At 58.0% G+C, this 14,605-nt stretch carries 7 protein-coding genes and 2 pseudogenes; 2 read left to right on the top strand and 7 right to left on the bottom strand.

Features of this window, described 5'->3' with window-relative positions; all coding sequences use genetic code 11:
* Window positions 1-27 precede the first annotated feature (27 nt).
* From ACVWYP_RS15685 to ACVWYP_RS15655, 7 genes and pseudogenes are all read right to left on the bottom strand, one after another.
* Complete coding sequence (locus ACVWYP_RS15685; RefSeq protein ID WP_016841943.1) at window positions 28-846, bottom strand: gamma-glutamyl-gamma-aminobutyrate hydrolase family protein; 819 nt, start codon at window positions 844-846, stop codon at window positions 28-30.
* Entirely contained in the window at window positions 843-1,901 is a 1,059-nt protein-coding gene (gene rtxC, locus ACVWYP_RS15680; protein ID WP_016841944.1) for a dhydrorhizobitoxine desaturase, read from the bottom strand. Before rtxC ends, ACVWYP_RS15685 begins: the two co-directional genes overlap by 4 nt.
* A 31-nt stretch (window positions 1,902-1,932) precedes the next feature.
* A complete protein-coding gene (locus tag ACVWYP_RS15675; RefSeq protein WP_016841945.1) occupies window positions 1,933-4,344 on the bottom strand; it encodes a 2-aminoethylphosphonate--pyruvate transaminase in 2,412 nt (803 codons plus the stop codon).
* Window positions 4,345-6,151: 1,807 nt separating this feature from the next.
* Window positions 6,152-8,036 (bottom strand): annotated as a pseudogene (gene cysN, locus ACVWYP_RS15670) (sulfate adenylyltransferase subunit CysN).
* Window positions 8,036-8,935: a sulfate adenylyltransferase subunit CysD gene (gene cysD / locus ACVWYP_RS15665; RefSeq protein WP_035632909.1), complete on the bottom strand. Its 900-nt coding sequence runs from the start codon at window positions 8,933-8,935 to the stop codon at window positions 8,036-8,038. Before cysD ends, cysN begins: the two are co-directional and overlap by 1 nt.
* A gap of 271 nt (window positions 8,936-9,206) precedes the next feature.
* Window positions 9,207-10,325 carry a nodulation protein NoeE gene (gene noeE / locus ACVWYP_RS15660; protein ID WP_253592501.1) on the bottom strand — a complete coding sequence of 373 codons (1,119 nt, stop codon included), beginning with the start codon at window positions 10,323-10,325 and terminating at the stop codon, window positions 9,207-9,209.
* Window positions 10,326-10,338: 13 nt separating this feature from the next.
* Complete coding sequence (locus tag ACVWYP_RS15655) at window positions 10,339-10,530, bottom strand: sulfotransferase (RefSeq protein WP_259239969.1); 192 nt, start codon at window positions 10,528-10,530, stop codon at window positions 10,339-10,341.
* A gap of 269 nt (window positions 10,531-10,799) precedes the next feature.
* Here ACVWYP_RS15655 and ACVWYP_RS15650 point away from each other — a divergent pair.
* Both ACVWYP_RS15650 and ACVWYP_RS15645 read left to right on the top strand, forming a co-directional pair.
* Window positions 10,800-11,746: pseudogene (locus ACVWYP_RS15650) on the top strand (IS630 family transposase).
* Window positions 11,747-12,503: 757 nt separating this feature from the next.
* Window positions 12,504-13,055 (top strand): MarR family winged helix-turn-helix transcriptional regulator, encoded by a 552-nt coding sequence (locus ACVWYP_RS15645; RefSeq protein ID WP_018270242.1) that lies wholly within the window; start codon window positions 12,504-12,506, stop codon window positions 13,053-13,055.
* Window positions 13,056-14,605 lie beyond the last annotated feature (1,550 nt).

Raw genomic sequence — 14,605 nt, 5'->3', positions numbered from 1 at the left:
CTTGGTTTGAAACGTCACAATCCGCCTCTAATGTTTCTTTGTTTGGTAGTACGCAACACACGCCTCTCCAAAAGCCGTGAACAGTCGCTGGCTCAGGAGATCAGTTGAGGCGTGCCATTCGGGGTGCCATTGCACACCGATTTGCAACGTCGGCGCGCCGATGACCGAAGCCGCTTCGACCAGTCCGTCAGGCGCCCATGCCTCGCGCCTCAGTGCGGCGGCAAGCAGCTCGATGCCTTGATTATGCAGGGAGTTCACTTGCGCTTCGATGGCGCGCACGATCGGAAAGAGCGCACCATCAGGAGATATCCTCACGCTGTGCGCGGCATCGTACTGACGGTCTCTTGGACGATCTGGTTTCTCGGCATGCATCAGGCCACTTCCCAGTCTCCACTCAGCAAGCGATGGATGGAGAGTGCCGCCAAAATAGACGTTGAGCTCCTGAAGCCCGCGGCAGATGCCCAAGATCGGCATTCCGAGCGCGATGGCGCTCCCAATGGCTACCGCAGAGAGCCTATCCCGCGGGCGGTCACGAATTCCACCATCAACGTCCTGTTGGTCAGCCGGCGGAAGTGATGCAGGTGCCTTCAAGACGGCAGGGTCAATATTCGATTCATCCCCTGTCAAAACCAGACCGTCGAGCGCGCCCATGATCGCCAGGCCGACCTCTAGCCTCACATCTTCCGCGTCGATCGTCGGCAATATGACGCATGCCACGCCCGCATGATGAAGGAGGGCCTTGAGGTATTTTTGCCGTAGCCAGTCGCGATGCACACCATCGACCAAAAGACGGTTCGAGGTGACGCCGACCACGGCGCGAGCGTTGTCTGAGCGTTGCAATGTCACGCCACGTGCCCCTTCGCATGGGCATCAGCAAGCGATTGCTCATACAAGCGTCGATTTCGCTCCTTCAACTGAGTTATGACACTGGGTTGACCTTGCGGCCCCTTGACGAAGAGCCCTCCCCAGCTCGCGGCAACCTTTGCGTAACCCGGATCCTGCATCCGGATCTTCTGGGCCTTGTGCAACAGCCAGAATGGGATACCCGGCGAGAGGTGATGCTCGAGGTGATACTCGTCCAGGTTTTGTCCAAGGATCGCCCGCTCCAGGAAATTGCCTTTCCGATTCCTGGTTAGATAGACGTTCTTCGTTTCGCTCTCGCACATCGGCGAGTGCTCGGCGAGCTCGACAAACCAGCCAAGAACCTGAAACGTTGTGAGATAGGGGACGATCCAAAACAGGATCACGATGTGGAGCAGCCCAAGAGCGTATGATCCGGCCAGGATGCCGATCCAGAAGAGGTAAAAGCCATACTTGTCGACAAGTATGCTTGACCGGCTCTGGTCCTCGGAATCTGTGATCGAAAACCGGTTGGTCCAGAGATACTTCAGGTAGGCCAGTGTCGCGCCACCAAATATCGGCTTCCAGATGATATTGAAGGCGTACCGCTTGGGAGGCTGGACGTCGTAAACACCATTGGCCATGAAGAACTTCAGGTCGGGATCCTTCTCCGGGTCGCCGAGATACGGATGATGCAGATAGACGTGCGAGATCCGGTAGGCCCAGTGGCGCTGGAACAGGGGATAGGCCGCGAACAGAATGCCGAGGACGTAGTTCCAGGTCGTGTTCTTCGCGAGCGTACGGTGAGCCGCATCATGAGCGATCGTCGTCAGGCCGCGCTGGTAGGCACCGATCAGAAGAACGGCGAGCGGGTACAGCCACCAGGAGACGCAGAGCGTCGCGAGCGTGCAAGCGGCAATTACAGCGTAATCCTTGGCGATGTAGATCGCTCCCATCACATTGTCCGGCCTCAGCTCGGACAATTGCTTATTGATCTCCCGGCTGAACTGAACAGCCTCATAACGAGACGACCTCAGTTTCCAAGCGTCTGCCTGATTCATGAGAACCTCCTCCTGATCGCCTTACAAGTTGTCAGATTGCGGAAAGCGCCCTGTCCAGATCGCGCACGATGTCGTCGACATCTTCGATGCCCACGCAAAGTCGGATCGAGCCGCCAAATATGCCGGCGGCTTCGCGCTTCTCCCGCGGAACAGTGGTGTGGGTGGTCGAAACAGGATGCGTTACGAGCGTACGGGCGTCCCCGACATTCGAGACGTGATACATCAGGTCGACATTCTGGATGAATTTCCGCCCGGCCTGCTCGTCCTCAACTTCGAACATGACCATCGCGCCGTGTCCGTATGCGGGATTGAGTGTCTGGTCGACAGTTTCCCGATCGGCTCCCTCGAACAGCCCCGGGTAGAAGACGCGGCGCACTTTTGGATGCTCCTTAAGAACGTCGGCCACGATCCTGGCGTTTGCGCAGTGCTGCTTCATGCGAAGGGGCAGCGTTTCAAGGCCTTGGATCAGCTGAAAGCTCGCAAAGGGGGCAATGGCCGCGCCAGTATCGCGCAACCAGGTCATGCGAGCCTTCAAGAGAACCTCGCTTTTTCCGAGATCGTCGACATCTTGCAGCGCGTTGCGCCAGATGATCCCGCCATGCGCCTCGTCAGGACTGTTGAACAAGGGAAAGCGAGAGGCGCCGCGGTAGCTGAACTTGCCGTTGTCAACGATCAGACCGCCCAGCGTTGTGCCATGGCCGCATATGTATTTCGTAGCGGAGTAGGTCGTAATCGCAGCACCGAGATCTGACGGCCGACATACCAGCGGGGTCGTCGTATTATCCACCACCAACGGAACGCCGTGCTTTCGGCCGATCTCAGCCAGCTGTTTGACCGGAAGCGGAATCAGGCAAGGATTTGAAATCACCTCTCCGAACAGGCAGATCGTGCGATCATCGATGGCACGTTCGAAGGTCTCGGGCCTTCGGGGGTCTGCCGTTCTGACGCTGATACCAAGACGCTTCAGCGTGTTATGGAGCAGATTCCACGTGTTGCCATAGAGATACGGTGAGGCGACGATATTGTCCCCCACCTCGCCGCTTGACAGGTTGACGATGGCAAGGAAGGTTGCCGCTTGACCTGATGCGACGGCGAGCGAGTCGCTTCCCATGTCGACCGCGGCATACCTTTTTTCCAGCGCGCGGGTCGTCGGGTTGATGATCCTCGTATAGGTGAATCCATCAGCCTTGACGTTATAGACGTCCGCAATGTGATTCAGATCGCCATCAAGTTCGTAAGCCGTGTTCTGATAGATCGGCACTGCGACAGCTTTCGTCACCGGATCGCGTCGGTAGCCGGCGTGCAGAACAGCAGTTTCGGCAGAGAACGGCAGCTGCGAGTCCTTTGCGAAGGACGATGACATCTCGACCCCACGCTCGCAGGCCTGGCGGGTTGACGGCGTCCCCATGGATGAAGCCGGGCCGGACCGAAAATATGTACGAAAGGCGCACCCCAACTGCTCGATCCAACTGGGCTGGATCTCGCCAATGCAGCCGACCCGAAAACTCCGCGTCGCAAGATGCAGCTTCGAGTAGATATAAAGATTGTGGGCCGCCAAGTGACGATATAGCCCATCGAAGCCTGCCTGATCCGCGATTCCGGACGGCGCGCTGAACGCGACGCAGACCGGAGACTGCAATTCGGCGGATAGCAGCGGAGACACTACCCCTTCGAGTTCTTGGACGAGATCGTCTCTGACCTTCTCATACCTGCGGCGCCTGGCATCAATGCCCTCCCCCTCCAGAATCTCCAAAGCCTTCGTTGTTGCCTGAACGATGTGGGTGGGTGGGGTCGATCGCCACTCTCCGGTACGCTCGAGCGAGAGCCATTGGTCTCTCACGTCGAGCACAAATGACCTTGGTTCTTGAACCGCTTTTTCCAGCAGCTCGCGAGACGCGATGACAAAAGCTACTCCTGGCGGCCCTTCGATGCACTTATTGCTCGATGTGACCAGGACATCCGGTCCACCACGGCTTAGGTCGATGTCAATCGCGCCAAAAGAGCTCATGCCGTCGACGATCGTCTTCACACCACGCCGCCTCGCCTCCTCTATGATCGCGTCAAGCGGATTGACGATTCCGGTTGTTGTCTCGCAATGCACAAGACATAGGTGAGTAACGCCGGGATTTCGGCTCAGCTGCTCGGCAACTTCCTGGGGGTCCAGGGGCTCGGTCGCTCGCTTGACAAGCTTCAGCGCTTCGACGCCCCACAGCCGCAGAATCTTGAAAATGCGCTCGCCATAGATGCCGTTTATGCAAACGAGCGGCTTGTCGTTCCTGGACACGAATGAAGAGAGCGCGGCTTCCATTGCAAAGGACCCGCCCCCCTGAATGGGGACCACCGAATAGTCCTTGGCACCTCCCAGCAGATTGAGCATCAGCCGCCTCATGCGGGCGGTCACTTCCTTGAACTCACCATCGCGCGATGCGAGGTCGAGCAGCATCTGGCTCCTGACCGCCAGCGACAGCGACAATGGACCAGGCGTCAGCAGAGAGCGTTGTCTAGTCACACCAATTCCCCTTAAACCGTATTCGTCGATGGATCTGAAGCGCGATGATGCGACCTCACCCCCTTGGGCGCAGGCTTTCTCGATTCATCTGCTGCTGGGAGAAACACCATAGGCGCGGGCAAGCATCGCCAGCAGCCCACCACATCATGCATGCAAGGATTTGAGCGCCATCGCATTGCTAGCTAGGCGTCGATCGGTTTACGCCAAACCGTGCATTCAGGCGAACGTTGAGGTTCGGACGAACGTGCACATCGGGTCCATCGCGTGCGGATATCGATCCGCGCCTGACGGACATGATGCGTTCCGTTGCTGATGAGCCTGATCCTGCGTGAGCCTGAGACTTGGGACATTCGCATACTGTCACTCGTTGGAGAATTCGGGACGTTGACGACCTTTGCCGTCCATTTTCAGATCGTACAACTTGACGTTAGGTGCGTTTCAACCCTCTCCCGAACTCTTCTCGTGTGAATTTTTTCTGACGTGCACCTCCAAAAGGAGCGATAAGCCAACTCGAGCGGCTGAACGATGTGATTTGCGGCAAGCGAGCTCGGAGTTTTCATAGTTCGACGTCAGGATCGTCCCGCAGTCCATCATCACGGCGGTGGGCGTGTCGTGGTTGACGGCTGATCCAGAGTGTCGCCGCGGGGAGTGCGCCGTCGTGGAGCTCGAATGCTCAACTCGATCGCGGAGCAGCTCAACGGCTTGCGGACCGATGAGCCTGCCCGCAGTCATGAGGCGTTTGACCTCGACGGCTAGCTCCTTCGAGCCGTTCTGCTCGGTTGGCTCCTCTGCTAGATCTGCCAAATGTCGAGCGCACTCTCGATCCGGCGTCCGGCTCGAGGCCGGTGTCGCTCAAGCTCAAGACAGAGCGTCGAAAATGCCGGAAATCGAGCCAGCGATAGCCTCGCCCTTAGCGTCTACCCCCTCGCTGGGGCCGTTAGCGGCCTTGGGTCGAGTTTTTCCCCACGAGAACTGACGCCAGCAAGCTGCAGGCTCATTGAGGAGGTGAGCGGTCCGGCATGAATTGAGTGTGGGGGGCGACCCGCGTCGCGAGCCTGTCCCGCGGCTTTCGCATTGTCCCCTGCCGGCCCGCCTCGTGCAGACATGTTCACAGCCAGCCCCGCAGACGGCCCTTTGAAGCTCGCGCGCAGGTGAGGGATACGGCCCAAACTGAAGACAGCGCGCCGGAGGGTAGGCCTAGCGCCCGAGCGTCGGGACAGGCTGCTCCTGCTTCCCAAGTCAATGTACTGGCAAACAATTGCGCCGGATGCGGCTAGACCCGGAGGAACGAGTTGCCCTTCTTCATCGTGCGCGAGAGATCGAAGCTGGATGTCCGAGACGCCGGCAGCTCGGTTACGAGAGCCTAGGCATGACGCTAGTCGGACGCGCGGGAAACGGCATCAAGCGAAACTTCAAGCTACTGGAAGTCGGACTTCCTCTCTGGCCTTTGTCCTGGCGTCATAGATTCTGACCTGGAGCATGGGACGGCGCTTCTTGAGCTCCTGGGCTCCTGCGAAGGCCCCATCCCTGGTTGCGAATTCGGTTTTCAATTGACCGTCGATTTCGAGCACATAACCAGAAGCGGGCAATCGACGTGTGGACGCAACCATTTTGTTCCTTTGGAGCCTGAGTCTGATTGATGCCTTTGCTTAACCTGAGTCGCCGTGGCCGGGCCAGCAGGTTAGTGGGGGGCATCTCCTGCTATCGATGGTGCGATGCGAGGTGACAGGTTTGACGAACACTAACGGCCAAGAATTGCGCGAGCCATCAACACATCGATCACGGCCTGGGCCATTTGCTCAGGTGTCTGCTCCATGGTCCTGAGATGAATTTCGGGTCTTATCGGCGCTTCATAGGACGCATCGATGCCGGTGAAGTTCTTGATCTTACCGGACTTCGCCTTTGAATAAAGACCTTTGGGATCGCGACGCGCGCATTCTTCGATCGGCGTATCGACAAAGACTTCGACAAACTCCTCCTTGCTGACCAGACTGCGCACCATGTCTCGTTCGCTCCTGTGGGGCGAGATGAACGAACAAATTACGATCAAGCCACTGTCCGCCATCAGCTTGGCAGCCTCCCCGGCGCGCCGAATGTTTTCCATGCGGTCGACCTCGGAGAAGCCGAGGTCCGCATTTAATCCGTGCCGCAGGTTGTCCCCATCCAGCAGCATGGCATGCCGGGACATTGCGAACAGCTTTTGATCGACGATGTTGGCAATCGTCGATTTTCCTGCGCCGGACAGGCCGGTGAACCAAATGATGCAGGGCTTCTGGTTCTTGAGGTCGGCCCGCTCCTTCCGTCCCACTGCAACGGGTTGCCAAGCGACGTTGGTCGCCCGCCGCAGTGGACATGCGATCATCCCGGCCGCGACCGTACGGTTTGTATACCGGTCGATGACGATAAATGATCCGGTCTTGCGATTGGCCTCGTAAGGATCGAACGCCGCAGGCCGGGTGGTTGATATATTGCAAAAGCCGATCTCGTTAAGGCCAAGCGTCCCGGCTGACAGGTGCTCCCGTGTATTGACGTCGATCCGATGATTGATCGCGGTAATGCTGCCGGCTATGGTCTGCGATCCAATGCGCAGAATGTAATTGCGCCCGACAACGAGCTGGTCCTCATCCATCCAGATCAGATGAGCGGCGAATTGGTCGGCGAGCTCCGGCCGCTCGGTCGGACGTGCCAGGAGATCGCCACGGCCGATATCGATTTCGTCTTCAATGGTGATCGTGATTGCATCGCCGGCCTCGGCGCAGGACAGACCGCCGCCCTGCGTCACAATCCGCCTGACGCGCGTGGTCCGTCCAGACGCTGCGACGACGATGTCGTCGCCCACCGAGATGCTTCCCGAAGCCACGGACCCGGCGTAGCCGCGGAAATCCAGGTCCGGCCGGTTCACCCACTGTACTGGAAAGCGGAAGGCCTGCCCGGAGCTGTCGCACCGGATATCAATACTCTCCAACTGGCCGAGCAGGCAGGGACCATCGTACCAGTGAGTGTTGCCGGAGCGGTCGACGACATTGTCGCCGTACCTGGCAGAGATCGGGATCGGAACGATCGATTCGAAGCCAAGATCGCTGGCAAAGGCCACATAGTCGGCGACGATCCGATCAAAGCTCTCTTTGCTGTAGTGGACGAGGTCGATCTTGTTCACTGCCAGGACGAGATGGCGGATACCAAAGGAGCGAACAGATGAACGAGTGGCGCTTGGTTTGAACCAGCACGCCCTTGCGGGCATCGATGAGGATGATAGCGAGCTGGGCGTTTGAGGCGCCCGTTGCCATGTTGCGAGTATACTGCTCGTGGCCGGGCGTATCTGCCACCATAAAAGAGCGCCGTTCCGTCGCAAAGAAACGATAAGCCACATCGATCGTGATGCCTTGCTCTCGCTCGGCTTCAAGCCCGTCGACGAGCAGCGCGAAATCGATCTCACGGCCGGTCGTGCCGTGCTTGGCGCTGTCCCGTTCCAGCGCCGTCATCTGATCATGGTAGATCATCTTGCTGTCGTGCAGCAGCCGGCCGATCAGTGTCGACTTCCCGTCATCCACCGAACCGCACGTGATGAATCGCAGCTGATCCTTTGGCTTGGCCTGGACAGACTCCGTTATCGCCTTGACAAGCATCAAAAGTAGCCTTCCCGCTTCTTTTTCTCCATCGAAGCGGCTTCATCGGCATCAATCAAGCGCCCCTGGCGCTCCGACACCGTCGCAGTCTGCATCTCTGCGACGATGTCTTCGATCGTCGTCGCGTCGGATTCAATAGCCCCGCTCAACGGATAGCAGCCCAGCGTGCGGAAACGGATCATCCGCATTTGTGGCGTCTCGCCAGACCGAAGCGGCAATCGCTTGTCGTCGATCATGATCGTCGCGCCATTTCGACGCACGATCGGTCTTTGCTTGGCGAAGTAGAGCGGGACGACCGGGATCTTCTCGCACATAATGTATTCCCACACGTCGAGCTCAGTCCAGTTTGACATCGCAAAAACGCGCATGGTTTCGCCCTGGCGAATCCGCGTATTGAACAGGTTCCAGAGCTCCGGCCGCTGATTGCGGGGGTCCCAGACGTGCCCGGACGAACGGAAGGAGAGTATCCGTTCTTTTGCGCGGCTCTTCTCCTCATCACGCCGGGCGCCGCCAAAGGCGGCATCGAATTCGTGGAGGTCGAGCGCCTGCTTCAGGGCGTCGGTCTTCATCACCCGGGTATGAAGCGCGGAGCCGGAGTCGATCGGATTGATCCCGCGCGCGATGCCCTCCTCGTTTACATGGACGATCAGGTCGAGGCCGAGGCGCTTGGCTGTCGCGTCCCGGAAGCTGATCATCTCACGAAACTTCCAGGTCGTGTCGACGTGAAGCAGGGGAAACGGGAGCTTTGCGGGATAGAAGGCCTTGATCGCAATATGCAGCATCACGCTCGAGTCTTTTCCGATCGAGTAGAGCATGACCGGCTTTTTGAACTCGGCGACCACGTCACGCATGATTTCGATCGATTCAGCTTCGAGACGGCGCAGATGTTTCGGCAGCATGTGTCTTCTACGATGCGGGATCTTTAGTTCGTTCAGTACCGCGTTTGCCTTGCGATAGGCCCGATAGGCGTTGCAGCGATCGGCTGCCTGCCATAGCGCATCGGCGTCCACCGGGTCAAACAGCGGATAGCGTCCATCCTTCGTTCGGCGTCTGCCAGCAACCAATCGAAGCGCGGCTGGACACGCGAGCCGGCGGACTTACTTCCGCTTGCCAGCTAGACAACGAGCTCGATAAGGCAGGCAGCACATTTTGACCATAGTCCTGGGAGGATCATCGCTCGTGATTGTTGCTCCCCTCCTTGAGCCGCACAATCTCGCCCCGCAGCGCCTCGATAACGGCGTCGCGATGCCGAACGGCCTCTTGCAGTGCACCTCGATCCGATTCCGAAGCCAAGAGTGCCATGCGCAACTGCGCCTCCATCGAACTCGTCAGCTCCTGATTTTGGTCGAAGTCGGTTCCGGATAGATGCTGCGCATCGTGCCCTGTGGACGCATTTGGTGTGGAGCATGAGTTCTCGATTGGCCGCCGAATGCCAGGGGTCAGCTTACCGGGGTTGGCTGAAATGCTCGACCATGCCCGTTCCTTGCTGAGGCGCAGATCCCACCACATTCGAAATATCTGACGATATAGCTCGGTGACCTCGCGCCCTTTATCAACCACTCCGGCTTGTTGTGCGTGCCGCAATTCCGCTTCATATCCGAGCTGTATCATCAGCTCGACGCCGATCAGATCGGTTATCGTTTGCATCTCTTCGACGCTCAATTGGACCTGCCACGCGTCGACAGACTTCTCATCGACGGTCCTTCTTTCAAGGATTTTCCGATCTCCAAAGCTGCTGGAGTGAAGATAATCGGCCCGAGCCGTCGACGTAGCTGCGGTGTCTTTTGGATCACAGCCAAGGCCAGCGATGAGACGCTGGATTTCCTCCTCCGGACACGCCGCCAGGCGTTCGTACTGCACCACCATCGTCTGCCGGCGATCGCGGTGCGCAGCGAGTTTGGGCAGGCCGAGAACCAGATCAGCAAGCGAAGAGGCAATAACGTCAGGCAGGCGGAGCATGAGATCAGCAAGCGAGGACAAGCTGACCGAACGGGAGCTTTTCGCCTGAAGGGGGACTCCCCAAGTCGACTTCAGGGATGCGGCAATGGCGTAGGGATTGCGCATCAGAAGAATATGCGGCGCCTCAGGATAAAGAAGATCCAAATAGTCGAGCACCATCCAGTAGCGTGGTGTCTTGTCCACGATGATGCGCTTGCCCGCCGAGGACAGATACGCACCGTACGCCGCATCCGCAAAGGCACGGCTGACGGCAGCGCGATCGATCCTGCCCAAGAACTCGGAAGTTGCCGTTTCGATCAGAGATGTTCCGGCCGGGTGACGATGGTCCACCCTGCCAAACGCCTCAAAGAGCCAGCATGAGCCAAGGCTCTGGTGGAGCTGTAATTTCCGGATGCTGTTGGAGCAAATGCGCCAACAGCGTCGTTCCGGACCGTGGAAGGCCGAGCAGAAAGCAGACCGTGGCCCCGCGGTTTGCATCCTGGCTCAAAATACCGCTCCTGATGCGCTCGAGGAAAGCGCCCCCCGGACCACACACTTGTTCGCTCGAGGGCGACGGCGGCCGCGCAATTTCCCATCGGCCGATCGCTCGCGACACTTTGCCATACGAGGAGGGAGGCGCCTGCAATTCATGGTCTGAATCCGTCGAATTGATGAATCGCGCAAGCGTTTTTGGCAATTGCAATCGGCAGCCTGCCGCCTACTCGCAAGGCTAGAGCATTTTCCGACCGGAATGAATCGGGTGGGGATTCCCAAAACGGCGCGAGTCAGATTCAAGCTGCATGCTGGCGAGGGAGGTCAGCATGTATGGCCAGGGCGCTTTCGGTTGATCTTCGCCAAAGGGGGTGGTAGCCGCGATAGACGGTGGCATGTCCTGTCGACAGGCTGCTGAGCGCTTTGGTGTCAGCGCGGCAAGCGCGATCCGCTGGCGCGGTCGCCTCAAGGAAGTTGGCGACATCGTTCCTAAACGCCAGGGCGGTGACCGCAAATCGCAGCGCATCGAAGCGCATTCGCAATTGATTTTGGAGGCGGTGACAGCGAAGCCGGATATCACGCTCGCCGAGTTACGAGAACTGTTGAAGCGTCGTGGAATATCGACTGGCATCGCGTCGCTCTGGCGTTTTTTCCAGCGCAGAAAGATCACACTTAAAAAAAGACAGCGCACGCCGCCGAGCAACGGCGCGGCGATATAAATGCCGCGCGTGAGGAGTGGTTCGAAGGGCAAATCGATCTTGACCCTGAGCGTCTCGTCTTCATCGACGAAACCAGCGCCAACACCAAAATGGCGCGGCTTTACGGGCGCTCGCCACGCGGCGAGCGATGTCGTGCAGCTATCCCACACGGACATTGGAAGACGACGACATTCACCGCTGGATTGCGCTCCGACGGTCTGATCGCGCCGCTTGTTCTGGACGGTCCAATGGATGGCGACGCTTTCCTGGCCTACGTCGAGCAATTGCTCGCCCCATCGCTGCGGCCGGGCGACACCGTTATCATGGACAACTTGCCCGCTCACAAGGTCCATGGCGTTCGGGACCATCCAGGCGGTCGGAGCAAGCCTGCTCTATCTTCCGCCCTACAGTCCAGACTTCAACCCCATCGAAATGGCCTTCTCTAAATTGAAGGCGCTGTTGCGGGCCGCGGCAGCGCGCACCATGCCCGATCTCTGGCAAGCAATCGCCGACGCTCTCAAACGCTTCTCACCCGAGGAATGTCAAAATTATCTCGTCGCGGCTGGTTACGACGCAACGTGATCGGAAAATGCTCTAGTTGTGACCAAAAGCCCGCTCAACTATACGAAGGCAAGCCGCCGATATGGAATCGGATGAGAAGACTATACTGCGGTTTATCGGGCAACCACCACACAACACTGTTGGCGAAGGCGTGAAGCGACGACACTAGCCCCAGGCAACCGAGCGTCAAGACGTATCGTCTCGGCTTCGGAAGCAATTTGCATTGGCTTCGATGATAGCCCACCGGCGGACCTCGTCGTTGAACTTGCCTTGTCGCTTATCGATCGCTTTCTGCATAATCGGCCCGATCTCATCGAGGCTGATGGTCTGCGCCCAACGGCTCGCGGTGCTGGACATTGCAGTCCGACCGCGTGGGAAGAGCAAGTCGTATCCTTTAATCAGAGGGAAAGATGGCGCGTCGAGATTTCGCGACACGCGGCGCAGATGTTCTAACGTTCCTCGCTCGAGACTTTGACCGCTCGATGATCCGGCAAAGGAGTGAGCAAGCCGGCGAGTAACCAATGAAGCAGACCATGGACGTCTCGTTGGTAGGGGCATCAATCTTACCGGCGTGTGGGATCGACCCGACAAGTGGATGCCGCCGGTTCGTCAAGACAATGAGCGCTCTGTTGCCGCAACTGCTCCGGCCAGTTCATGATTGGCACACTCCCCTTTCGTCCGTACCGTACCAAGCATTTGATTTGCCTGCTCTTACGGCGTTGTCGCCACTTCTCATTCGCGCTAAGGCAAGCTGGTAAAAGATGGAACCAGAGCTTCGATGCCGCCGGATTTGCCTGGCCCAGCAAACGCGCTTGGCAGTACCTCTACTGACGAACTGGAGACGATCCGGCCGTTCATGTGGGAGATCAGATCGATCAGTGCGTGGCTCGAAGAGCTTGCGAGATCCCGAGCCGATGTCCTTGGCATCACCGGGCCACAGTGGATGATCCTGATGGCCGTGGCCTATTTGGGGAAAGAGAATGGTGTCCCCGTCAACATGGTTTCAAAGTTGATGCACGTCGATCCTTCCTTCGTCACGACCCATTCAAAGCTGCTCGAGAAAAATGGATTCCTGCGGCGCAAGCACTGCGCAAGCGACGCTCGGGTCGTGCAGATGACGCTGACAGCCAAAACTCGTAAACGTCTGGCATCTTTGGCAGGGCAGGAAGCACTGGATGAGCTCGCTTCTGATGAATTCGGGGTTAACGGATCAAGCGAGTTCATTGCCAAGCTGGCTGCAGTCAGGCGTCGTCTGGAGAAGGTCTACCGCGAGAGCGGTTCTGGCCTTCCGAAGACCAAACGCACGTCCGTCAGAAATGATGCCACGTAGCCATGTCAACGCTTCCAGTCTTCGAGTTTTCCTTGAAGCAGCGCCGACGAAGGTGGTTGTGGTCCGTGCATACCGACGAGGGCAAGCAGATGATGACGGGCTCAGGGCGCAGCCGCTCGGCCGCCAGATATCAAGCCAACCGAGCGCTGTTTTTATTGCTGCTGAGCGCGCCGTATCGTTCCGAAGCTCGAGCTCACCAGCAGGCTGGGCGGGGCACTCTTGCGCCCAAATGATCTTCGAGGAACGCCCCACTCGCAAGGTTGTTTCTATCGGCTAACCCGTGGGCCCATGACTGCGCCGCGTCCCAATTTTTGCAGAATCCACTCTTAGGCCATAACGACGACCTTCTCAACTGTGGTCAGCCAAAGGGGACCGTCGCAGTAACAACGAGGTAGCTACGAGCCGACCCCTGATGAAAGCTGAACATTCTTGAGCGGTTTCGGGCGCGTCGTCTGTACAGACCTCGATGTGGCGGGAGCTGAATCTCGCGCTTAAGCAAATCGCGCAGAGCTGGCTTAGATCTGCGGGCTCATGTGACTTAGCGTGTCACCAGCTTTTTGCCGAGATATTGCCACAAAGCGCTTTCCAAAAATCTCATCGAAGATGCCGGACGCTCGAGGCCGCTCCGCCATCGCCAGGCTCCGCCCAGCACGTGGTGTGAAAAGCCCATCTTCATCTGCAAATCGATCGTCGGTCGAAGCCACGAAGATCTTTGACGCGCCGCCGATCGTGGACACACACGCCCTGCCCTGTGTTGGAGAAGCTCCTTGTTGAGGTAACCGCCCCTAACGTCGTAGGTGAGAAGCTCTCCTCTCATCAGCCAGCTGAGGACTCCGGGACCTCGTCAAAGCTGATCGGCTGCAGAACCAAGCGGCCAGTCCTCTGGCAGGTACACGCCGAGAAGCAGACCAGACGTTCGTCGTAGCAGGAATGCAGACTGTACTCACTGAGTTCGCTGGATTCGATCACCTCACTTTATAAAGCTCCGACAATGCTACGTTCTCGGACAGCAGCAACAATCGCGGCGCTGAAATCGATAGGAAATTACCCGGGCTCGAAGCTGGTTGATCAACGGTTGGGCGGAACCAGCTGTTGCGACACAATCCAACAGCCAATAAGGGCGGCCCGGGAGCCGCCCTACTGTAGCAATCAACAGCGCAGCCCAATTAGCTACCGCTGATGTCCCAGTCCGATTCCGAGATGTAAGGCCTTCTGGCGTAGCGCACCGACAGAGCGTTTGGTCATTTTTGATATTTTCGTGACCGGGGTCCGAGCCTTTGAATGGACCTTGAGTTCTTTGATATCTGCCTTAGTCCACTCGCGCCGCTTAACGCGTTTCTTGGTTGCTTTTTTCACAATGAATGCTCCTTTTGAGAGGAGCGGCTTCTAACATAGTTTTTTCACAGCGACGACCGTAAAAAGGAGGCAAGCATAGACCTCGCGCAAAGGTGCAAGGCTCTGTCATGTGTTCAGAAGCAATAGCTACAGCGCCTTCCCAGTTGTTAGTTTCGTGGAGGTTTTCGTATCGAGAAATTTGGCCATGAATTGGC

Source organism: Bradyrhizobium sp. USDA 3262, assembly GCF_054060035.1.
This window is presented reverse-complemented; position numbering and strand designations above follow the sequence as displayed.